General features: G+C 49.3%; 17 protein-coding genes and 1 pseudogene. 11 read left to right on the forward strand and 7 right to left on the reverse strand.

Translation table 11 applies throughout. The features are described 5' to 3' along the window. Positions 1 to 98 precede the first annotated feature (98 nt). The 4 genes from BZG23_RS15920 (at position 99) to BZG23_RS15935 (ending at position 5,836) form a co-directional block, all read left to right on the forward strand. A complete protein-coding gene (locus tag BZG23_RS15920; RefSeq protein ID WP_077607505.1) occupies positions 99 to 1,478 on the forward strand; it encodes a GntP family permease in 1,380 nt (459 codons plus the stop codon). A 9-nt stretch (positions 1,479 to 1,487) separates the two neighbouring features. Next, positions 1,488 to 2,096, forward strand: coding sequence for a bifunctional 4-hydroxy-2-oxoglutarate aldolase/2-dehydro-3-deoxy-phosphogluconate aldolase (locus BZG23_RS15925; RefSeq protein ID WP_077607506.1), 609 nt, complete (start codon positions 1,488 to 1,490; stop codon positions 2,094 to 2,096). Between the two features lie 157 nt (positions 2,097 to 2,253). Then, positions 2,254 to 4,179, forward strand: coding sequence for a RecQ family ATP-dependent DNA helicase (locus BZG23_RS15930; protein WP_077607507.1), 1,926 nt, complete (start codon positions 2,254 to 2,256; stop codon positions 4,177 to 4,179). Between the two features lie 226 nt (positions 4,180 to 4,405). Next, on the forward strand, positions 4,406 to 5,836 hold the full coding sequence (locus BZG23_RS15935) for a transporter substrate-binding domain-containing diguanylate cyclase (RefSeq protein WP_077607508.1): 1,431 nt from the start codon (positions 4,406 to 4,408) through the stop codon (positions 5,834 to 5,836). A 73-nt stretch (positions 5,837 to 5,909) separates the two neighbouring features. Here the strand turns inward: BZG23_RS15935 and BZG23_RS15940 are convergent, their stop codons facing one another. Continuing rightward, the gene (locus BZG23_RS15940) at positions 5,910 to 7,157 is read right to left on the reverse strand and encodes an aromatic amino acid transport family protein (protein ID WP_077607509.1); all 1,248 of its coding nucleotides are present in this window, start codon (positions 7,155 to 7,157) and stop codon (positions 5,910 to 5,912) included. Between the two features lie 425 nt (positions 7,158 to 7,582). On the opposite strand from BZG23_RS15940, the gene rihA reads away from it, so the two are divergent. Then, positions 7,583 to 8,518, forward strand: a complete 936-nt coding sequence (rihA, locus tag BZG23_RS15945; RefSeq protein WP_046076034.1) for a pyrimidine-specific ribonucleoside hydrolase RihA — start codon at positions 7,583 to 7,585, stop codon at positions 8,516 to 8,518. A gap of 86 nt (positions 8,519 to 8,604) precedes the next feature. Here the strand turns inward: rihA and BZG23_RS15950 are convergent, their stop codons facing one another. The 5 genes from BZG23_RS15950 to BZG23_RS15970 form a co-directional block, all read right to left on the reverse strand. Further along, entirely contained in the window at positions 8,605 to 10,188 is a 1,584-nt protein-coding gene (locus tag BZG23_RS15950; RefSeq protein WP_077607510.1) for a S8 family peptidase, read from the reverse strand. A gap of 373 nt (positions 10,189 to 10,561) precedes the next feature. Next, positions 10,562 to 11,065 (reverse strand): hypothetical protein, encoded by a 504-nt coding sequence (locus tag BZG23_RS15955; RefSeq protein WP_077607511.1) that lies wholly within the window; start codon positions 11,063 to 11,065, stop codon positions 10,562 to 10,564. Positions 11,066 to 11,194: 129 nt separating this feature from the next. Next, complete coding sequence (locus tag BZG23_RS15960) at positions 11,195 to 11,533, reverse strand: hypothetical protein (protein ID WP_131825385.1); 339 nt, start codon at positions 11,531 to 11,533, stop codon at positions 11,195 to 11,197. Positions 11,534 to 11,544: 11 nt separating this feature from the next. After that, positions 11,545 to 12,864 (reverse strand): NAD(P)/FAD-dependent oxidoreductase, encoded by a 1,320-nt coding sequence (locus BZG23_RS15965; RefSeq protein WP_077607513.1) that lies wholly within the window; start codon positions 12,862 to 12,864, stop codon positions 11,545 to 11,547. A 109-nt stretch (positions 12,865 to 12,973) separates the two neighbouring features. Next, a complete protein-coding gene (locus BZG23_RS15970; protein ID WP_077607514.1) occupies positions 12,974 to 14,410 on the reverse strand; it encodes a coniferyl aldehyde dehydrogenase in 1,437 nt (478 codons plus the stop codon). Between the two features lie 341 nt (positions 14,411 to 14,751). Here BZG23_RS15970 and BZG23_RS15975 point away from each other — a divergent pair, with 341 nt between their 5' ends. The 4 genes from BZG23_RS15975 to BZG23_RS15990 all read left to right on the forward strand — a co-directional run bounded on the left by BZG23_RS15975 (position 14,752) and on the right by BZG23_RS15990 (position 18,939). Continuing rightward, positions 14,752 to 15,093, forward strand: coding sequence for a (2Fe-2S)-binding protein (locus tag BZG23_RS15975; RefSeq protein WP_077607515.1), 342 nt, complete (start codon positions 14,752 to 14,754; stop codon positions 15,091 to 15,093). After that, positions 15,086 to 16,465 (forward strand): FAD/NAD(P)-dependent oxidoreductase, encoded by a 1,380-nt coding sequence (locus BZG23_RS15980; RefSeq protein WP_077607516.1) that lies wholly within the window; start codon positions 15,086 to 15,088, stop codon positions 16,463 to 16,465. Before BZG23_RS15975 ends, BZG23_RS15980 begins: the two co-directional genes overlap by 8 nt. After that, entirely contained in the window at positions 16,462 to 17,718 is a 1,257-nt protein-coding gene (locus BZG23_RS15985; protein WP_077607517.1) for an NAD(P)/FAD-dependent oxidoreductase, read from the forward strand. The genes BZG23_RS15980 and BZG23_RS15985 overlap by 4 nt, the downstream gene beginning before the upstream one ends. A 225-nt stretch (positions 17,719 to 17,943) precedes the next feature. Next, positions 17,944 to 18,939, forward strand: coding sequence for a chemotaxis protein CheV (locus tag BZG23_RS15990; RefSeq protein ID WP_077607518.1), 996 nt, complete (start codon positions 17,944 to 17,946; stop codon positions 18,937 to 18,939). A gap of 111 nt (positions 18,940 to 19,050) precedes the next feature. Here BZG23_RS15990 and BZG23_RS15995 read toward each other — a convergent pair whose 3' ends face one another. Next, complete coding sequence (locus BZG23_RS15995; RefSeq protein ID WP_198532204.1) at positions 19,051 to 20,433, reverse strand: alanine/glycine:cation symporter family protein; 1,383 nt, start codon at positions 20,431 to 20,433, stop codon at positions 19,051 to 19,053. A 405-nt stretch (positions 20,434 to 20,838) separates the two neighbouring features. Between BZG23_RS15995 and trhO the strand changes: the two genes are divergently transcribed. Then, the gene (gene trhO / locus BZG23_RS16000; protein ID WP_046075682.1) at positions 20,839 to 21,819 is read left to right on the forward strand and encodes an oxygen-dependent tRNA uridine(34) hydroxylase TrhO; all 981 of its coding nucleotides are present in this window, start codon (positions 20,839 to 20,841) and stop codon (positions 21,817 to 21,819) included. Positions 21,820 to 22,002: 183 nt separating this feature from the next. Beyond that, positions 22,003 to 22,137, forward strand: a pseudogene (locus BZG23_RS16960) (IS256 family transposase); the annotation flags it as partial.

A 22,137-nucleotide genomic window follows, 5' to 3' on the forward strand; every position in this document is an offset into this window, starting at 1 on the left:
ATTGTCTTTATCTTAGTGTGGTTACCGGTAACATGTTACCGGTAACTTTTAACTTTGTGACGTTTAACACAAAACATCTTGGTATGAAGAGGTGAGCCATGGAACTACTCGCACAAAGCCCTGAACCCACCACCTTACTCTTGATAGCATTGGGCGCTATCGCGTTGTTATTACTCCTAATAATGAAGCTTAAGGTACATGCTTTTGCATCGCTGACGTTGGTCAGCTTGGCCACTGCACTCACCACCGGAATCCCTATCGATAACGTGGTGCCAACCATGATGACGGGTTTTGGCAATACCCTCGCGTCGGTTGCCTTACTCGTCGGGCTGGGTGCCATGATAGGTAAAATTCTCGAAGTCACCGGCGGTGCAAATGTCTTGGCCGATACACTGATCGCTCGGTTTGGCGAAGCTCGTGCCCCGCTGGCACTCGGTATTGCCTCGTTACTGTTTGGCTTTCCTATCTTTTTCGACGCGGGGCTGATTGTGATGATGCCAATCATGTTTAGCGTGGCAAAACGCTTGGGCGGCTCACCGATAAAATACGCCCTACCTGTCGCAGGGGCATTTGCGGTGATGCATACCTTTGTCCCCCCACATCCCGGCCCCGTTGCTGCCTCAGATTTACTTGGCGCAGACATGGGCCTACTCTTGGTGGTCGGGCTCCTAGTTTCGTTTCCTACTTGGTATTTGGGTAGCTACTTGTTTGGCCTGTATGCCGGCAAGAAATTCAACATCCCACTCGCGAAAGCGTTTTTAAACACCGAGGTCATGTTTAAAAGCAAAAAGGATTACCCCGCCTTTTCAACTGTTTTGATGATTTTATTGCTCCCTGTACTGCTTATTTTCCTCGATACGGGTCTGAACGCACTCAGTGTAGCGGGTATGGTTAACGGGGAAAGCACTTGGGTCGGTTTTTTGCGTATGCTGGGTAAAACTCCAGTTGCACTGCTCATCACCCTATTGACCTGTTTGTTGGTCTTTGGCCAAAAACTGGGTAAGAGTAAAATGGAAAAACTGTGTACCGATTCGTTAGCGCCAATTTGTGCGGTGATTTTGGTCACTGGCGCGGGCGGCATGTTTGGTGGCGTCTTGCGCGCGAGCGGTATCGGTCAAGCACTCGCCACCATGCTGTCAGACACGGGCATGCCGATAATATTGGCAGCATTTGTGATTGCTACCTGCTTGCGCGTTGCACAAGGCTCTGCCACCGTTGCTCTCACCACCACAGCCGCACTCATCGCGCCTACGGTGTCGCACACTGTGGGTTTATCTCAATTGGATTTATGTTTTATTGTCATCGCGATTGCAGGTGGAGCCACCGTTTTATCGCATTTCAACGACTCGGGCTTTTGGTTGGTATCGCGTCTTCTCGAAATGGATGAAAAAACCACACTTAAAACTTGGACTGTGATGGAAACCCTGCTCGGAACCATCGCGTTTGTTATCGTTGCGCTATTAAGCGTGTTACTGTAAGGGAACCCTATGACTGAACTGAATCAACGCCTTAAGGCAATTCGCATCGTGCCAGTGATTGCCATTAACAATGCGGATGACGCCGTGCCGCTCGCCAAAACCTTGGTAGATAATGGCCTACCGTGCGCTGAAGTTACCTTTCGCACTGACGCGGCCGCCCGGGCTATTCGTCTCATGCGCGATGCCTATCCCGATATGCTGATTGGTGCCGGCACGGTACTCACTGCAACCCAAGTCGACGCTGCGATTGACGCAGGCGCCGATTTTATTGTCAGCCCTGGGCTTAACCCAACCACAGTGAAACATTGCCAACAGCGCGGTATTCCTATCATCCCCGGGGTCAACAACCCCAGTTTAGTCGAGCAAGCCATGGAGCTTGGGCTGGATACGTTGAAGTTTTTCCCCGCGGAAGCGTCGGGCGGCATCGCGATGTTAAAAGCGTTATCTGCCGTGTACCCCGTGAGTTTCATGCCAACTGGCGGCGTGGGTGAGGCGAATGTAAATGATTATCTCGCGTTGCCCTCAGTACTTGCATGCGGCGGTACCTGGATGGTGCCCGGCAAGTTGATTGACGCGCGCAGCTGGGGTGACATCGCCGCATTGGTTAAGGCGTTGTAATCACGCTTTTCTGAGTTAGAAAAGGTTCTCCGCTTACTGAATAGAATGGGGTTGCTCGCACTCACGCTCTCTTGTGCTTGCAACGTTAACACGTCGTCGATACCGTCTCTTCCCTTGTTTATAAAAACCACTAGGTTAAAAAAGGGGGAGAGGCGGCATGTTGACACAAGCACTTGAGCACATTTTTGGTTTTTCATCATTTCGAGCAGGGCAAGAATCGGTCATTGCTCAGATAATGCAAGGAGAGTCAGCCTGTGCTATTTTTCCTACCGGTGCGGGTAAGTCATTGTGCTATCAACTACCCGCCACACAGCTGCCTCACTTAACCTTAGTGATTTCACCTTTATTAGCGCTCATGCATGATCAAATCGCATTTATGCGCCGTAAAGGTATTGCTGCCGCTACCATTGATTCCACACAGACCCCCGAGCAAACTAAACAAGTGATGGAGCAAATCCGTCGCGGCGACATCAAAGTCCTTATGATTTCGGTCGAGCGGTCAAACAACGAACGCTTTCGCCAATTTATTACCCCTATCCCCATCTCTTTACTGGTCATAGATGAAGCACATTGCATCTCGGAGTGGGGCCACAATTTTCGCCCCGATTACCTAAAACTCCCCGCTTATCGGCAGCAATTAAATATCCCGCAAGTATTGCTTCTCACCGCGACTGCAACCCCAGCGGTGGTCGAAGACATGCAGCGAAAGTTTGCCATTCCGTCAAACAACACCACGTTGACCGGCTTTTATCGTCCAAACCTTCACCTGAATGTGATCGCTGTAGAGGAAGTGCAAAAACGACAAGCACTGATTGAGCAGTTGCAACCTGATCCCCATTTGCCGACTGTCATTTATGTCACTCAGCAGCAAACCGCCGAGGATGTAGCCCAGTGGCTACAAACCCAGCATATCCCCGCGACGGCGTATCATGCCGGTATGAGTCACGACACCCGCGTGTCGATACAAGAGGCGTTTATGGCGGGCCGTTCGCCGTGTATTGTCGCAACCATCGCCTTTGGGATGGGGGTCGATAAGGCTGACATCCGGCGTGTCATCCATTTTGACTTGCCTAAATCGATCGAAAACTATAGCCAAGAAATTGGCCGCGCAGGGCGAGATGGCCTTCGAGCAACGTGCACTGTGCTCGCCAATCAGTCGAGCCTGAATGTACTGGAAAATTTTATCTACGGCGATACACCCGATAAGGTTGCGATTGAGGGGCTGTTGCAAGAAATAAAACAAGCAGATCAACAATGGGAAGTCATGCTCCATAGCCTGTCACGAATGTATAACATTCGCCTCTTGCCCCTTAAAACGCTGCTGGTTTATTTGGAAATGGCCGGCGTGATCACCAGCCAATACAGCTATTTTGCCGATGTAAAATTCCAATGTGTTGAGTCGCCAGCAGCCATTACGGCTAAATTTCAGGGCGAGCGGCGCGAATTTGTTGCTCAACTATTTGCGTGCGCGCTCAAAGCTAGAACTTGGTACAAGATGGATTTCCAACAATTGTGGCAACGCTTTGGGGCAGAAAGAAAGCGCGCGTTAGCGGCACTGGACTATTTTCACGAGCAAGGTTGGATATCACTTGCCACCCAACAGGCCACGCAAGTCTTTTCGGTCAGTCCCCATGAGATTGATGTTCAAGCGCAGGCTGAACAATTACATAACCTTTTTGCTAAAAAGGAAGAGAGCGAACTGGCCCGCATCAACCAATTACTGGCTTTATTGGCCTCTTCAACCTGTATGAGCCAGCGCCTTGCCGACTACTTTGGCGATCACGCAGCGCCAACCACCTGTGGCCATTGTTCGGTATGCCAAGGACATATTGCTCAGCTACCCCCACGCCCTGAATTACCCGCGATCGATGTACAGGCATTATCATCATGGTGCCAGCACTTCGCCGCCGCTTGCGATGCAACGCCAAGTCACGCGGCAACGACACGCTTTTTACTCGGCCTATCTTCACCGCTTCATACCAAAATCAAAGCGAAGACAATACCCGGTTTTGGCGCCCTTGCGTCGTATCCGTTTCAAACGGTCAACGCTCATTTGCTCGCTGAGCTAGGGGCCAAACAGTAACAGATTAACAATGTGGCGCCCCCAGCTTAGCAACGCCCGGAGCGCCACCTCATGCCGTTAATATTGCTCAAATCGGGTGCATCAACACCAACGCACTATCCTCTCAATCTTGCGGAAAAAGTGATATTTATCCCCAGCCGCTAATGTTTTGTTCATATACTGGTAGTAATGGGCGCGTGCATTGGGCGCCATTATTTCTAGCCATTGCCAGATTCAAGGGTTGTTTATGCGGCATTCTGGGGTGTTATCTGTGGTGACTCGTGTCATCGTTGCGGTTCTGAGCGTTGGCGTCCTCTTAACCATCACGCTGGGTGTTGACGCTGAGCAAAACCAACAGTCCAAGTCACAAAGCCCTGTTTTAAAAGTGGCGAACTCACATGCTTGGCGACCATTTTCCTACCTTGACCGCAATCAAGAGCCAAAAGGGATCTTGATCGATTTTTGGAAAGAATTTGGCAAACGTAACGGCTATCAAATTGAGTTTGTGCTCACTGATTGGCAGCAATCGATTGATGCGGTGCGAAGCGGTCAAGCCGATGTTCACGCAGGCTTACTTCGCTCGCCAGAGCGGTTAGCGTTTATGGATTTCGGCACCCCCCTTTTTAGCATCGATACGCAAGTGTTCTTCAGCCAAGCTCTCACGGGCGTATCGGCGGATTATGTGTTAGCGGGCGAAACCGACCACGCAGTCGGTGTTGTGCAAGGTGGGTACGAAGAAGAGTTTATGAGAACCGAATTTCCAGATGTAACGCTGCAGCTTTTCCCGAATAATCAAGCCATGCTTGATGCAGCGTTATCTGAAGAAATCCAGGCATTTGTCGCCGATCTGCAAGTCGCCAATTATCACCTTTATACCACCACTAACCAAAATTTGTTTATACCCGTCAGGCACCTCTATACAGAAATGTTATATGCCGGTTTTGCGAAAGGGAAGACGGCATTACTCAATCAAGTTGATAATAAATTTGCTTGGCTCGACGATGAAACCAAGCGACGGCTATTAAATCGCTGGGTATATTACGATGTCGAGACCGTCTATCCCGCGTATTTGTTACCAACGCTAATCGCCTTTGGTGTGATAGTGGGCATCAGCTATATCTTTTTACTGAAAAGAACGGTTAAACAGAAAACGCATGCGCTGCAAGCAGCCAATGACTTACTGCAAGCGCAAGCGATTACTGACTCTCTCACTCATCTTCACAACCGACGTTACTTCTATCAGTGCCTATATAGCCAAATGCGCGAAGTCAAGGGGATAACCCTGATGGTGTTCGATATTGATGACTTCAAAGCCTTTAACGATGGGTTCGGCCACGCACATGGCGACGAAGTGCTTTGCTTTGTCGCTCAAACAGCGCGGAGTCTATTACCCAATGACGCGGTGGTGGCAAGGATCGGGGGAGAGGAGTTTGCCGTGCTGCAGTATTTTTCTACCGCTGAGCGTGCCGTGGCGCAAGGCAAACTGCTGTGCAACGAGATATCAAGACAAAGCCTTGCGCTATTTAATCATCCATCTATGCCCGTCACAGTGAGTTTGGGCGTGGCTTACTACCCAAATGGTATGCCTCACAGTGAAATTGTTGATGCCGATAAAGCCATGTATCAAGCTAAAAAGCAGGGTAAGAACTGCGCCGTTTTGCACGAGATAAGCCAGTAAGAGCGGGCTTACGACATTGCAACATACAAAAAAGCGCCGCGAGGGCGCTTTCATGCAAGATAATATTGTTTACTTAACCCATCAAGTTATAAAGCAACGCAGAAATCGCCAGCATACCCGTCACAAAGATAAAGTAAGTACCCGCTTTGCCGCGATACTGCGACAGCGCTTTGACTTTGTAGGCCGCAACCGTTGGCATAATAAATAAGATCATCGCAATCACAGGCCCAGACAATGCGCCCATCATATCGAGGATGCTGGGGTTAATCACCGCACACCACCAAATAGCAAAAAACATCACCACCACGCCGAGCTTATCGGCCTTTTTATAAGTGAGTTTGCTATGTTTGGTGACCAGGCCGTTCAGACTTTCGCGTGCACCGAGGAAATGCCCCAAGAACGATGATGTGATAGCAATAAAGGCGACCAAAGGCCCTAAGGTGCCAATAAATGGATTTTGGGTGACATTAGCAAGGTATGAGAGCACAGACACATTTTGCGCCTTCGCTTCCGCCATTTGTGCCGGGGTGAGCGTCAACACGCACGAGAAAACAAACAGGAGTACAAAGGCAACTAACATCACGCCCGCGCGTTTAAGAATTTGCTCTGACTTGCCTTGGGCATCATCACCATAGTGACGGCGCTGAATGTTGGCAAAGCTAGAAATCGCCGCCGCATGGCTGAACGAGAAAATCACTACTGGCACGGCGAGCCATAGATTCATGCCCAGTTCTCCCATCCCGGGCATAGCGAGGTTCGGTGCTTGCCATGATGGTATTAGGTAAAAAGACAAAAACGCCAAGATAGCAACCAGCGGATAAACCATCGCCGCAAATGCACGCAGCATCAGGCGCTCGCCCCCTATCATGATCGCAATCATACCTGCGACTAGCACACCAGACAGCATGACACGGTTTGGCGACGCCCACCCGAGTTGATTAACCAAAAAGCTATCAACTGTATTAGTCAGCCCAACGCCATATATCAACAAAATGGGGAAAATAGAAAGAAAATACAGCACGGAGATCAAACGGCCTGCATGGCTGCCGAAGTGTTCGGCAACCACATCGGTGAAATCGGCATCTTTGTGGCGAGACGACAACACAAAGCGCGCTAAGCCTCGGTGAGCCATAAACGTCATCGGAAACGCCAGTACGGCCATAATCATGAGTGGCCAAAAGCCCCCCATCCCGAGATTAATGGGAAGGAACAGGATCCCGGCCCCCACCGCTGTACCGAACAAGCTGAGTGCCCAATGGGTATCATGTTGGGTCCAGCGGTGCGATACACTTTTTGAGGAGATATCTATAGTCTGGTTCACGTCAAACTCTCTTAGTTATAATATTTTGTGCGGTTGCATAGTAGCGATTTCAACTTAAAGTATCACATAAATGTAATAGATATATGTCCTAATTGTTTTGTTAAATACTTGTCACATAATCTAGGTTAAAATCTAAAAAGCAGTTTATAACTCTATTAATACCCTAAATTGGCAACATAAACCTCCAAATTATCAAGCAAAGACAGATTGATTGAATTGTTTGCAAAATAATGCAACAACCACATTTTCGTTCGCAACATGTTGACAATGTGTAACAACTCATCTCTCAGTTTTTGATGATAAATTATTCACCTGTTACATTTCGCTCGCGTGAGCAATTAGCGAGGACGATCACACGCTGCAAGTGGCAAGGCGTTTATCCTGTGCTGACCGACGTGTTCTCCAACTCCGCGATAGGCCAGCTTATGCGTGAACCCATTATTATCGACTGCGATCCCGGCCATGACGATGCCATTGCACTGGTGATGGCTTGTGCACTCCCCCAGCTTGATATCAAAGCAGTCACCACCAGTGCCGGAAATCAAACCCCAGATAAAACCCTTTACAACGCCAGACGCATTTTGACTTTGTTGCAACAAACACACATCCCTATCGCGGGTGGCGCACATAAACCACTCACCCGTGAGCTCATTATTGCTGATAATGTTCACGGTGAGTCGGGCTTGGATGGTCCTGCGCTGCCAGAGCCCACGATGGACGCCCATCCTGATAATGCCGTTAACCTAATGGCCAGTGTACTTCAAGACGCTGACCAGCCTATTACCTTGGTCGCGACTGGCCCTTTAACCAACGTGGCTTTACTCCTGGCCGCCTACCCGGATTTAACCAACCGGATTAAGCAGATTGTGCTGATGGGAGGCGGTGTGACCTTGGGCAATTGGACACCAGCAGCCGAGTTTAATATTTATGTCGACCCAGAAGCCGCTGATCGCGTGTTTCGCGCTGGGATCCCAATCACCATGTTTGGATTAGATGTTACCCACCAAGCGTTAGTCAAAGATGAAGATGTGGCTTCCATCCGTGGCATCGATAATCCCGTGGCACAGACAGTTGCGGGTTGGCTTGATTTCTTTATGCGCTATCACCGCGATCCCAAGTGGCGCCTAGACGGCTCACCGCTGCACGATCCCTGCACCATCGCGTGGCTGGTGATGCCTGAGCTCTTCGAGTGTGAATCACTATGGGTGGGTGTCGAGACACAAGGGACGTTAACCACTGGAATGACGGTCGTCGACCGCTATCACGTCACGGGCAATCTCGCCAATACCGAGGTGGCAATGGCCGTCGATCGAAAGGGCTTTATCAACTTGCTATACGATTGCTTGCGCCAATACCACTAAAAAGCGCGGCTTTGTGCCGCGCTTTATCGTCATCTTGGGTCATAAAACGGTTTCGGTCATAACGCGACCGCCTTAGCGACAGTGCATTAGTATCGCGCTGTCACACTGACACCGTTAAAAGCAGTGTAACCATTAAGCATCACGTGATAGCGACCGTTTTGTGTGCTTTGTACCGTACACACTTCACTATTGCCGTAGTTGTATGGACGGCAGTCCCAGCTATTTAAAGTTGGTTTCGCCCCATAGCGTACGTACAAATCTGCATCGCCTGAGCCCCCGCTGATATTGACCGTTAGACGTTGCCCCGCGTCAACATCAACGTAAAAGAAGCGCTGCGTACCTTGTGCCCCAGAAATACCCGTGACTGGCTGGCCATTTTTGAGCTCATTTTTTGGCCCTGGCGTTGGGTCACAATCAGGCTCACAACTGCTATCCGCTTGGCTATAGAGCAGTTTGTTAACCGAACCACGAGGATCACTGATTTTATTTACGCTAGCACGGTTGCTAATTAAGCTCTCGACTTGTGCTGGCGATAGGCTATTGTTTTCTTGTAAATACAAGGCCGCAACACCGGCAACATGAGGTGTCGCCATTGACGTGCCACTGATGGTGCGATAACCACCGTCATACCAGGCAGATTTGATTTGCGAGCCTGGTGCAAATACATCAAGACAGCTGCCCCAGTTGGAGAAACTTGATCGGCTATCGCTGCTTGTTGTTGAGCCCACGGTGACGCCACTTGGCTCACGGGCCGGCGAGCTGTTACACGCATCGGCATTGGAATTGCCAGCCGCCAGCATAAAGCTCACACCCGATTGCACCGCACTGGCAACCGCACGATCCAGTGCTGTAGACACACCACCACCTAAGCTCATGTTTGCCACCGATGGTCCACTGGCATTGGCAGCCACCCAATCAACCCCGCCAATCACACCGGACGTTGAGCCCGAACCACTACAGCTCAGCACTCTCACCCCAACAATGTCGACATTTTTAGCGACGCCATATTGGCTACCACCGATAGTGCCGGCCACATGGGTGCCGTGACCGTTACAGTCTGACGCGTCATTATCGTTATCAACAAAGTCATAGCCAGAGCGAGCACGACCACCAAACTCTACGTGTGACGTTGTCACACCTGTATCAATGACGTACGCCGTCACACCTGTGCCATCAAAATTGGTACTGTAATTGTTATCCAAAGGCAGGTTACGTTGGTCAATGCGATCCAACCCCCAAACTGGATTACTCTGGTTGGCGTTTGGGGTGATTACCGGGTCCAAGGAAATCGTCTTATCTTGCTCGATAAAGTCCACTTGCTCGTCCATACGCAACGCGCGCAGTTGCTCTGGCGTCAATTTGGCTACAAAGCCACTCAGCGAGCGATCAAACACTTTCTCAACTTTAACCGCGTGTTGGTTGACCATGCTTGAGACGGCCTGCTGAGTGAAGGTTTGTAGCGCTTGTGGATCGTCGCTGATCGTCATCGGTTGTTTGAATACCACAATGTATTGGTCTTCAATCCCCTGGTTGTCTGACGCGACAACGAGTGGCGCTAGCGTTTGCTGCTGAGAGATCGCTTGTTTACCCTCTTCCTGTTTTGCGAGCGCTGCAGGCGATGCAGCGACTAATGCTGATGCAATACAGCAGCTAAGTACATGCTTTAACATATTGTATTCCTTACAATGGTTAAACGTATCAAAAATTAATTGCCTACAAATAACAACAAGCACGTTTATAAAGCTATGCATCAACAGCACTTTTTTCCGCAGAGAAAATCGCTTTATTTATCCAACTTACCAGCATTATTTACTATTGCATCAGCAGCATCAATTTTAACTTTTTGTTTACAAAGTGTTTATGTAGGCCATCTGTGAGCACTTAACACTTTTTTACTAAAAATGATTGATGAACAGTTCTTTGATGCTGCTCACAGCTAAAATGAAAGTGAATTAATACATGCAGTTAGAGAGTGAGATTGATTGGCATAAAAAAGCCAGTGACAGAGCACTGGCCGGTAAGATACTCGGTGTTCAACCTAATTTAACTTGGCTGCTCATGCACCAACACGCCGCCTTCAAGCGCCCCAACTAATACATTCGGAACGTCAGTTTCATCAGAGGTAACAGCAATACGCGTGCCCGGCCCAATCGCTGAGATAGGGGCTGCCATCATCAAAGAGCCACGCTCACCGTCATCAACAAGCTTCCACGATGGCGCGGCTGCCGCATGATCATTGGCATATAGCCGACACTTGTTTCTGTCAGGTTCAATTAAACAGTCCAGGCCATACTCAATGTCGTCATAAAAAAACGACCACTGATAATAACCCGCATTGACGCTGCAAGGGGTTTTGATAAAACTCAACGCCTCTGCGCTATCTTGGGTTAAGGTAATAAAGCGCTGTGCATCTGGCACCATCGCTAAATATCCCAGTGATTTGCCATTGGCATCGGTGACCGCGAGCTTTACCTCTTGTTCAACCATCGCGCGCTCATGATCGCCAATGTCTGGCAACATGGAATCGGGTTGTACTGAAAACGCCATTGTGTCGCTCCTTTGGTTGCTTCGCACCACTCTTAACAGTTATGTAACAACCAAAGATATAGATCAATTTCTCGGAAAAGTTTAGTGATTTAATTGCATAATATGTTGATGAACCGCTAGATACGATCATCATGCCCGTTGGTCGAACAACGACGTTGATTGTGGCTTCAAAACGATCGCTGCTAAGATCATAGTGTATAGTGTCGCACCTATCGCAACCATGATTAACATCACCCAGTCTGCGGCACCATTAAGCATCGCAAGTGAGGAGCCCGTTAACGGTGGCGCTGATAGAGCACAGACAAGGCCGACTACAATACTGAACACAAAAGCGCGCTTGGCGCTGCGCAAAGAAAAGCGACGAAAAATCACTAACGACACTACAGGCAAACCCACTAAAAATAATAACCATCCCCAGTAAGGAGCGGCTGAGTACAGTAGTACGGTAAAAATTGCGTCAAGAGTCATGTCCGCCTCCATTAAATTTTTCCATCCAACATCGCTTGATAGGCTGGTAACAACATTTGTTCTTTCATTACCCAAGCCATCCACGTTTCTTCTGTTGGACTAATAAACGGGAAAGAAGGGAGTAATTTGCCACCGTAACCGAACTCAGCCAGAATCGCTTTGCCGAACCCAGTGATCAATGGGCAAGAGGTATATCCATTGAACTCAGCCTCTAAAGGCTTGTCGTTCAGATAACTTAAGAGGTTTGCCTCAACGATGGGAACTTGTTTTTTTACACTTGCAGCCGTTTTCGATAGCGGAATACCGGTCACATCACCAATGCCAAATACATTGGGAAAAGTGGGATGTTGTAGCGTATATTGGTCTGCCGCCATCCATTCGCCCTTATGAGGACCTTGATTCCAAACCAGATCACTATGCTTGATCACATCGGGCGCACTCATTGGAGGCACGACGTGGATATAATCATACGCTTCGACTAGGGTCTTTCCCGTTGCGGTGAGTGAGAAGCGTGCTTTTTTGTTGGTCGGATCGATGCCAATCAACGTTTTCTGATCAGCAATGTCTACCCCTTGGTCACCAAAGCGCTCCATGACAAAGTCGTTATAAACGGGAATCGAAAACAATCGATCTTTAAACGGCGTGGCGAAGCTCACATCAAATGCATGACGCCGGCCAGTTTGCTCAAGACGGGCGAGAGAGGTAAAGGTCATTTTAAGTGGCGCACCTGCGCACTTGATGGGAGTTTCAGCAAGAGTAAATATAGCTTTGCCTTCGCCTTTATTCATAAACTGTTTAAACGCCGTATCCGTTGCCAGTGCACCTTCTGGCCCCGGATAAACACTACCAATACCATGCTGACCGATAAGACGTTCATCCATTCCCTCAATGTGGGTGTAATTAAGTTGGGTGCCCATGGCAACAACGAGTACGTCATAGCTAAGCGTCGTTCCATTCTCAAGTACAACTTTTTGTTGTTCAGGTAAAAACGCACTGGCATTTTGTTCATGCCAGGTTATGCCGGGAGGCAGCCATTGCTCTGTAGTTGATAAGACTTGAGATGCTTTCCATAACCCAGATGCCACCAAAGTTTGTCCAGGCTGATACAGGTGACGCTTACGTGCACCCACTAATACTATCTGATCAGCGGAAAGGTGTTGCACAAGGCGATTAGCCAACGAGATACCGGCAGCGCCATTCCCGACAATAACGACCTTGGCGCGCGTCTGAGCGCGTGAGGGTAAGCTTGCCGGCATCAAGCTTATCGCGCTTGCGCCTGCCAGTAGTTTTAAAAATCGGCGTCGTTCTAGATTCGAATTTTGATACGACATGACCACCCTCGCTAATTAAGATATCACTTAATTAGTAGTTTCGAATCAAAATAAGCGCAACATCATCAGATAGCTTTTGTGGCTTTATTCACAATTCAATCAAGAGTCATTACCGCATTAACCACCAGCGCATTAAGCGTTTGTACCAGCGGTTGTACGGGGGTTTGACTAAAAAGCTGGTGTCCCATTTATCACGGGTGAGGACGGTTTTACGGTGGCTAAAGGTATAAAAGCCTTCAATGCCGTGGTAATGCCCCATGCCGGAGTCACCAATGCCGCCAAAAGGCGCATCTTCGGCAGCGACATGGAACAAGGTTTCATTAATCCCCATACCACCAGCGTGAAGCTGCGTGGTGACCTGCGCGCGTATCTCAGCGTCATTGCTCATCAAATACAACGCGAGCGGTCGCGGGCGCGCCTGAATATAAAGCAATGCCTCAGAGATATCTTGATAGGTGACAATAGGTAGGAGCGGGCCAAAAATCTCTTCTTGCATCACCCGCATATCATCGGTGACTTGGGTCAGTAGCTGAGTTGGCCAGCGTCGTTTTTCCGCAGTTGGCATGGTTTGCTGGTCGAGTGCACACCAGCGACGCGCACCCTTATCGAGCGCATCTTGGAGCGTTTCTTCTAGCCGCATCGCTTGGGGTTGATTAACGATCTGGCTGTAATCTTGATTGGCCTCAAAGTCAGGATACATAGCACGAAATGCACGTTGATAGGCGTGTATAAAGGCTTCTTGCCGATGTTCAGGGCAAAGCACATAGTCGGGGGCAACACATATCTGCCCAGCATTTAAGCACTTCCCGTAAATGAGCCGTGAGACAGCCACGTCCATATCAATTTGATCATCAATGATCACCGGCGATTTACCCCCCAGTTCGAGGGTAACCGGTGTTAAATTATCGGCCGCCGCCAGCATGACTTGACGTCCGACCTGGGTTGAGCCGGTGAAAAAGAGATGGTCGAACTCTAACTCGGTAAAGCGGCGCGACACTTCAACTTCACCTTCAACCACGGCCACTTCGTTTGGGCTAAACACCTCAGCGATTAACGCGCGTAATACCTGGTTGGTGTTGGGCGTGAACTCCGAAAGCTTAAGCATCACCCGATTGCCTGCTGCCAACGCGCAAATCAGGGGACTCACTGCCAGCATAATCGGAAAGTTCCAAGGCACAATGATCCCAACCACGCCTTTTGGCTGAGAGTGCACAGCCAATTTGGTGCCTAGCAGGGTAATACCAGGACGCCGTTTTTGCGGCTTCATCCATCGCTTTAATCGACGACGGGTGTAATCAATCTGGTGCAGCAAAGGCAAGATGTCGGCAATTTCAGTATCAACGGGCGCACGGTAGCCGTAATCGTCGCTAAGGGCTTGTTGTAACGCAGACGATTTTTGCTTGATGGCCTGACGCAAGCGCAGAAGTGCGTCGCGACGATGGCTGTACTCTAAAAAAGGACACTGAGACACCTGTTCTTTTTGCGCGTCGAATGTCTCTCGCATCTCTTTAACCGTTTCCAACCACTGTGAGCCTGACTCTGTCATCCTTGCCTCCTCTGCCGATACAAGATCGCGATACACCACTTCTTCATTGATGACATAGCCACCTTGTTTACGCAACAGCGCTTGACCGATATAGCGTCACTGTTCACAGGCCCCTCTCCGCGCAAACCTGATCGTTATCATGATAAAGCTCACAACATCATCATTATTTCCATACATTTTGCGAGGAATAACAAATAAGAAACAAAAGGTAACGTCATATTCACAAAGCAAGTTTAGTATACTCCTCGCCTAATAAATAAGACAACACACTCCGCTCACTTAAACAGGCTGAGTGGGCGTCATCACTGTGCCAACAACATACCAATGAGCAAATTAAAACGATGAGACGAAATCAAGACATTATCGATGCCGTTGGCGAAACCTTCTCGATCCATGTCAATGGCGAGACGGTTCCCGCCATCGCTGGAGAAAGCGTGCTAAGCACCTTGCTCGCAAGCAATATCCGTGCGCTATCTAAAAATGATTATGGCCGATTAGCGAGTGCCTATTGCGGCATGGGCGTGTGTCATTGCTGCACGCTGGAAATCAACGGCCGCCATAAACAACGTGCGTGCCAAGTCGCCGTTCAGCCGGATATGGATGTCCGCACTGAAGCCAACATTGTGGTTGAGAACACGGATCTTGAAAGCCACACCGTCGAGCAAGGAGAAACCCATGTCTAAGCCTGTTGTTATTGTTGGTGCTGGACCTGCTGGTCTCTCTGCAGCGCTCACACTGGCCAAGCACAAGGTTGCCAGTATTATTGTTGATGAAGCCCCCAAACCCGGTGGCGTCGTCTATCGTGGCCCGTGGCGAGAGACCAACGCGCTGCCCCATTTGGATGACAAATGGAAGGCCACCTCACAAACCCTGCGCGAACAATATCACCAGCATCAGGATTTGATTGACCTACGCAGTTTGACGCGGGTACTGGGGCCAATGGCGGATCAACATCTCCTCACTGCTCATGAAGATACGCTATCAACGATTGACTATGAGCAGTTGATCCTCGCCACCGGTTGCCAAGAGCGCAGCATTCCCTTTCCTGGCTGGGATATGCCAGGGGTGATGCTTCTTGGGGGGATCCAGCTTCAAATAAAAAGCGGCTTGGTTCGTCCCGGGCACCGCTGCGTGATCACCGGCACAGGGCCTTTGCTTGTACTGGTTGCTTGTCAGCTTCACAAAGCCGGTTGTGATATCGCCGGTATCTATGAAGCGGCGCCGTTTAAAGACTTGGCACGTGAAACGCTCGCCCTCCTCAACCGTCCACAGCTCGCGCTAGATGGCCTCTCGATGATGATGTATCTCAAACGCCACCATATCCCGATGCATTACGGTTGGGGCGTAGTCAAAGCCTCAGGTGACCCTCAAGTCGAGCACGTCACGGTAGCCCCCTACAGTGAAGACTGGCACCCAGATGTTAGCCGTGCCGAAACCATAAATGCTGATTTGCTTGGTGTGGGTTACGGCTTTGCGGCACGCTCTCAGCTTGCGCAACTAATGGGACTAGATATGCAGTACGATCACATGAGCGGGGCAATCCCCGTGGTGGACGAGTGGCAACGAGCCAGCCTCGACAATGTTTACTGCGCCGGTGATACCGTGAAATTTGCCGGCGCAGAAGCCGCCATGTTGGAAGGAAAAATTGCGGCATACTCCGTACTGAAGGCTCGCAATATTGCGATGCCTAATCTTGACAATGAGTTTAAGGCTTTTCGTCATCAGCTCGAAAAGAGCTATCGTTTCCGTAAAGGCTTTGATACGGCAGGCTACCGTCGCCCAGGCCTGCTCAGTTTGCCGGAAAAAGACACAGTGATCTGTCGCTGCGAACAAGTGAAAAAGGCGGACATTGATAACGCCATCAATCAAGGCGTCAAGGATGTCATTACATTAAAAATGCGTACCCGCGTCACCATGGGTGACTGCCAAGGAAAAACCTGTGCACACTATTGCTACGACCGACTCAATGAGAGCACGACGTCGCCTCAGCCTTTGATTCGCCCTCGATTCCCACTCGACCCTATTCCTTTTGCTGCGTTGGAGGATGACGCATGAAACAGTACGACATCGTAATTTGTGGCGGCGGCGTGATCGGCGCGTCAGTGGCTTATCATTTAAGCCGCGAGCGCGACTTATCCATCGCCGTTGTGGACTATAAATACCCCGGAAACGCCTCGCGTGCGTCAGCCGGTGGTCTATGGGCGATGGGCGAGTCAACCGGCCTTGGCTGCGGCGTTATCCTGTTTAAGACCCTTTCTAAGCAGATGCAAGAAAGCGGCGAAGGTGGATCACCAGAGATCAAACCGCACATTATGCCCAAGCCGTTCTTCGATATGGCGATGCTGTCTAACCAGCTCTATCCGGCATTGTATGATGATTTGCTGACGCATCACGGTGTAGACTTTAAGTTTGAGCGTACTGGTCTGAAGTTTGTCATGTTTGATAAGTACGACAAACTCTATGCCGAACATATTGCGGCCGCCATTCCTGATCGCCAAGAGCATGTCCGTTGGGTGTCTCAAGAAGATCTTCACGCACAAGAGCCTAACGTGTCGCGTGCGGCAATTGGTGCGATGGAGTTTGAGGGTGATCACCAAATCAATCCCTATCGCCTTAACGAGGCCTATTTGGAAGCAGCACGGCAGAACGGTGTCGAGCTATACCTCAATACCAAAGTCACGGGTGTGGTGAGACAAGGTAACCGCGTTGTCGCGGTTGAAACAGAAAACGGCAAGCTAGGTTGTGGCACCATGATCAATGCAGGTGGCGCATGGGCGGAAAAGCTCAGCTTGTGGGCAACGGGGGTGCCAATGCCTGTCTTCCCAGTCAAAGGCCAAGTGATCGTCTCCGAGAAGCTACCTAAGCTTTTAAATGGCTGTTTAACCACCAGTGATTGTTATATCGCCCAAAAAGATAACGGCGAAGTCTTGATTGGCTCAACCACCGAAGAGCGTGGTTTTGACACCACCACAGACATGAAGTACATCAAACAGCTGGCACAAGGCGCCATGAAGTCTATCCCCGAGCTGAAGAAGATGAATATCAAGCGCTGCTGGGCAGGCTTGCGTCCGGGCTCACCGGATGAGCTGCCGATTCTTGGTGCAGTGCCGGATATTGACGGTTACCTCAATGCATGTGGGCATTTCCGTACCGGTATGTTGACCTCTGCCATCACCGGAAAGGTGATGAATGAAGTGGTACGTGGTCTGCCAACCACCATTGATCTCGCGCCGTTCTCCTACTCGCGCTTTTTGGATGGCCAAGGAAAGATGATTGGTAACTACCACCTGGATGTCGCCTTACCCTAGCTAAAAGACCCGCAATCAATTCTCAAGGCCTGCCACGTGCGGGCTTTTTTGTTATTAAGCTGTAACTTACCGATGATTTTCGCGATGAATTTAGCGCCATAGCCCACAGAAAGCAGCTTGGTTGTAGAGCAAATATTGTCGCTTTGTTGATCTCAGGCTTATACTGAAACAAACTCAGTTTAACGCCAGCTTTATTCGCTGATATCGAAAGGAAATGTGGTAGGCATGAACGACGAGCCAACAAAGAACGAAATACTGACGGAAAGTGGTACGAATGAGCTAGAAATCATTGAGTTTCACTTAATCAAGCAACTTCCTGACGGCAGTACCAAAACCTGCTATTACGGTATCAACGTTGCCAAGGTTCGCGAAGTTATCCAAGTTCCGGAAACCACTGACTATCCAAACGCCCAGGCGCACATGATTGGGGTGTTTTCGTCACGCGACAAGCTAACGCCACTGATTGATCTCGCAGGCTGGTTAGGCGTCCCGACGCGTCCAGAGAAAGACAATAAGTTTGTGATTGTCACCGACTTTAACAACATGACTAATGGGTTTTTGATTGACAGTATTAGTCGTATCCATCGTATTTCCTGGGAAGCGGTTGAGTCCCCGAGCCAATTTTTAGAAGCAGGCGAGCAAGATTGTGTGGTCGCCGTTGTCCGCAAAGACAAAAACCTGATTATGATCCTGGATTTTGAGAAAATCATTGCCGATATTAACCCTGAGTTGAGTATGGAAAAATACGATGTCACTCAGGACAGAAACGTCAACATTTCCGAATCCAGCGCGAAAAAACGCGAAGCAAAAACGATTTTAGTGGTGGACGATTCCGCCTTCATCCGTAGCTTGATTGAGAACACGCTACGCTCAGCTGGCTTTAACATTATATCGGCCAAAGATGGTGGCGAGGCCTTTGACAAACTCACCGAATTCGAACGCATTTCCAAAGAAGAAGGTGTGTCGATCAATGAGTTTGTGGATGCGATTGTGTCAGACGTAGAGATGCCACGTATGGACGGTATGCACTTAGTCAAACGCCTCAGAGAGATGGATACCTATAAAACCATGCCTATTATCATGTTCTCGTCGATCATGAGCGAGGATAACCGCGCTAAGGCTCTGCAATTGGGCGCCAATGATACCATCACCAAACCCGAAATCGGTCGCATGGTTAGCCTGGCTGATACCTACGTATTCGGCGCACCACTTGATGATTAATCAACGGTAAAGGCCAACATAGTGAACAAAACAAAGGCTGCACATTGGCAGCCTTTGTTCGTTTTTAGCGTGACAACAAAGTTGTCAGTCAAGCCATTAACTATCGGCTCATTAACTGTCGGTTACCTGTGAGCGATGGCTTTCACGGTAACGGTGACTGGCAAAATACGTTTTCGCCGCATGGTTTACCTTAGGCGCCAGCAACAGCGCTGAAACCATGGTGGGCACTGCCATCAGCCCATACGCCCCAATGAGGAATAAGAACACCACATCCAGCGATAATACCGCCCCCAGCACCACAAGCGATAAGTATAGGTACTTATAATACTGACCCGCCTGCTCGCCAAATAGATACACAAAGCATTTATAGCCGTAATACCAAAATGTAAATACCGTGGTGAAAGACAAAACTAACACCTGTGCCGCCAATAACCACGCCCCTGGCGCGCCAAACGCTGCTTTAAATGCTGCCATGGTCAGGCTAACACCTTGCATGCCCTCGGCCTGATCGAGCACACCAGTTACCAATATCACCAGTGCGGTACAGCTACAGACAATCAAGGTGTCAATAATGGGGCCGAGACTAGCGACCAATCCTTCTCGGACTGGCTCATTGGTTTTTGCCGCGCTGTGTGCCATGACCTCGGTGCCAATCCCGGCTTCATTAGAGAAAGCACCACGACTCACCCCCACAATAATCACACTGATCAGGCCACCGAACATCGCATCCGGTGAAAAAGCACTGGCGAAAATCGACTGAAACACGCCAGGCACGCGCTCGGCATTAAGTGCCAAAGCGGCGATCGCCATCACCATATAGCTGCCCGCCATCAAAGGCACTAGCGCACCAGCAACATCAGCCACACGCTGCAAGCCACCCCAGATCACCATACCGACGAAGACCGCCAGTACAATGCCCAGTGCCCAAGAGAACGCACTACTCTCTAGCCAAGCGATCCCCGGAAATAGCTGAGTTTGCACCACGGCACCAAGCTGGTTAATTTGGAAAGACGGCACAAATCCCATCAAGCCTGCAATGGCAAACATCACCGCTAACCATTTAAATTTTGGCCCTAAACCGTGCCGAACCGTATACATGGGGCCACCGTGGACATTGCCGTTCGCATCTTTGTGACGATACATGACCCCCAATGTACAGGTATAAAACTTGGTTGAGACTCCTAGTAATGCCGTTAACCACATCCAAAACACCGCACCGGGTCCACCTGCGCTGAGCGCCAGTGCCACGCCGGCAATATTACCAAGGCCCAAAGTGCCGGAGAGAGCGGCGGCGAGCGCCTTGCGATGAGATAAATCACCATGGCCACTGCCATCGTCCACCTTACCGGTTAACAGCTTGATACTGTGTGCCATATACCGAAACGGCGTGAGTTTGCCATAAAGGGTAAAGAAAACCCCGCCACCAACCAATAAGATCAGCATCGGCTTACCCCAGATAAACCCGACAAATGCGTTAATCCATTCTTCAATCATGTTTTGCATCCTTTCTTGATGCTTGGCTAATTACTTTGCTTACTAGACCACTGTCTAGCCGATGCACGCCAACCAACAAAATAATTAGACCATAAAGCAATAAAACCATTCTGGCGTGACTAAAAACCCATTCAAACTAAGTCCAAACACGCTTTCAGGCGATAAAAACTCCGTTCATACGTGATGTTGATCTCATAAAAACCAGACGTTATTGAATAACTATCAATACAATTTGATTTGAACACAAAGTAGAGTGCATCGCCTTCGTCGCTATCAGAGCGCTCGACATTTAACCTTACTTTTATCCGGTGTTTTGCGTCAGTAGCATTCGCTATACTCCGCGCTTACGTATACATACACCACCCATGCACTGGATTTACGCTCCAGCCAGCAAGAGGAAACAACATGTCTAAATATGTCATTTGTGCCTTATATAAATTTGTCACACTCGACGACTACCAGTCTTTGCAAGCACCATTGCTTGAAGTAATGGAAGCCAACCAAATAGGCGGCACGCTCCTTCTCGCCCAGGAAGGCATAAATGGCACAGTAGCAGCGACAAGAGAAAATATGGATGCGCTGTTTGCGTGGTTTAGAAATGACCCACGCCTAGCGGATATTGACTATAAAGAGTCGTTCGAAGACAGCCAGCCATTTAGTCGCACCAAGGTAAAACTCAAAAAAGAAATTGTGACCATGGGGGTTGAAGGCATCGATCCGCGCCAAAGCGTGGGCACTTATGTCAAACCAACAGAGTGGAATCAATTAATCAGCGATCCAGATGTGTTAGTGATCGATACGCGTAATGATTACGAAATCGAGATTGGTACCTTTGAACGAGCCGTTAATCCGCATACAGATAGCTTCCGTGAATTCCCAGACTATGTTGAACAGCAGCTTGACCCTAGCACGCACAAAAAAGTCGCCATGTTTTGTACCGGCGGGATCCGCTGTGAAAAATCGACCGCTTTTTTGAAAGAAAAAGGCTTTGATGAGGTGTATCACCTAGAAGGCGGGATCCTTAAGTACCTCGAAGAAGTGCCTGAGAGTGAAAGCTTGTGGAACGGAGAGTGTTATGTCTTCGACAGCCGTGTTGCCGTTAATCACGATTTGGAGCGAGGGTCTTACGCAATGTGTAATGCCTGTCGCCTTCCCATCACGCAAGCGGACATGGAAAGCGAACACTATGAGCAAGGCGTCTCTTGCCCTAAATGCATCGACAAACACACCGACGCCCAAAAGGCAGCGTTTCGAGAGCGAGAGTACCAAGTCCGTCTTGCACGAGAACGCGGTGAACAGCACGTTGGCGGTGAGGCGAGAAAAATCATTGAACAACGTCGCGCAATGAAAAAATTCCGGCGCCAACATCAAAATCAAGATAAATAATAATACAAAAACGGCACGCCAGACGTGCCGTTTTTTATGATATTGGGCAGGGCTAACGTATAGTAAAAGCTGGATTGTTTTACCGATGGCGTCTGTGCTGAATAAAAAGGAGTGAATAAGCGGGTAGTGTTCAAAAGTCTGTGTCACTCCTATAGTTAACCCTCAACAGGGAGTGATACATCAATGTCCGACAAATACGAAATTGATATTCAAGCTTTTGCTAAGGCACTGCAATCTGGACAAGACCTCAACGGGAAAGATGGACTGCTAACGCCGTTGATTAAACAGATCACCGAAGCTGCTTTGGCTGCTGAGATG

Source organism: Salinivibrio sp. ML290 (assembly GCF_001995695.1).
GTDB classification, from domain to species: Bacteria; Pseudomonadota; Gammaproteobacteria; order Enterobacterales; family Vibrionaceae; genus Salinivibrio; species Salinivibrio siamensis.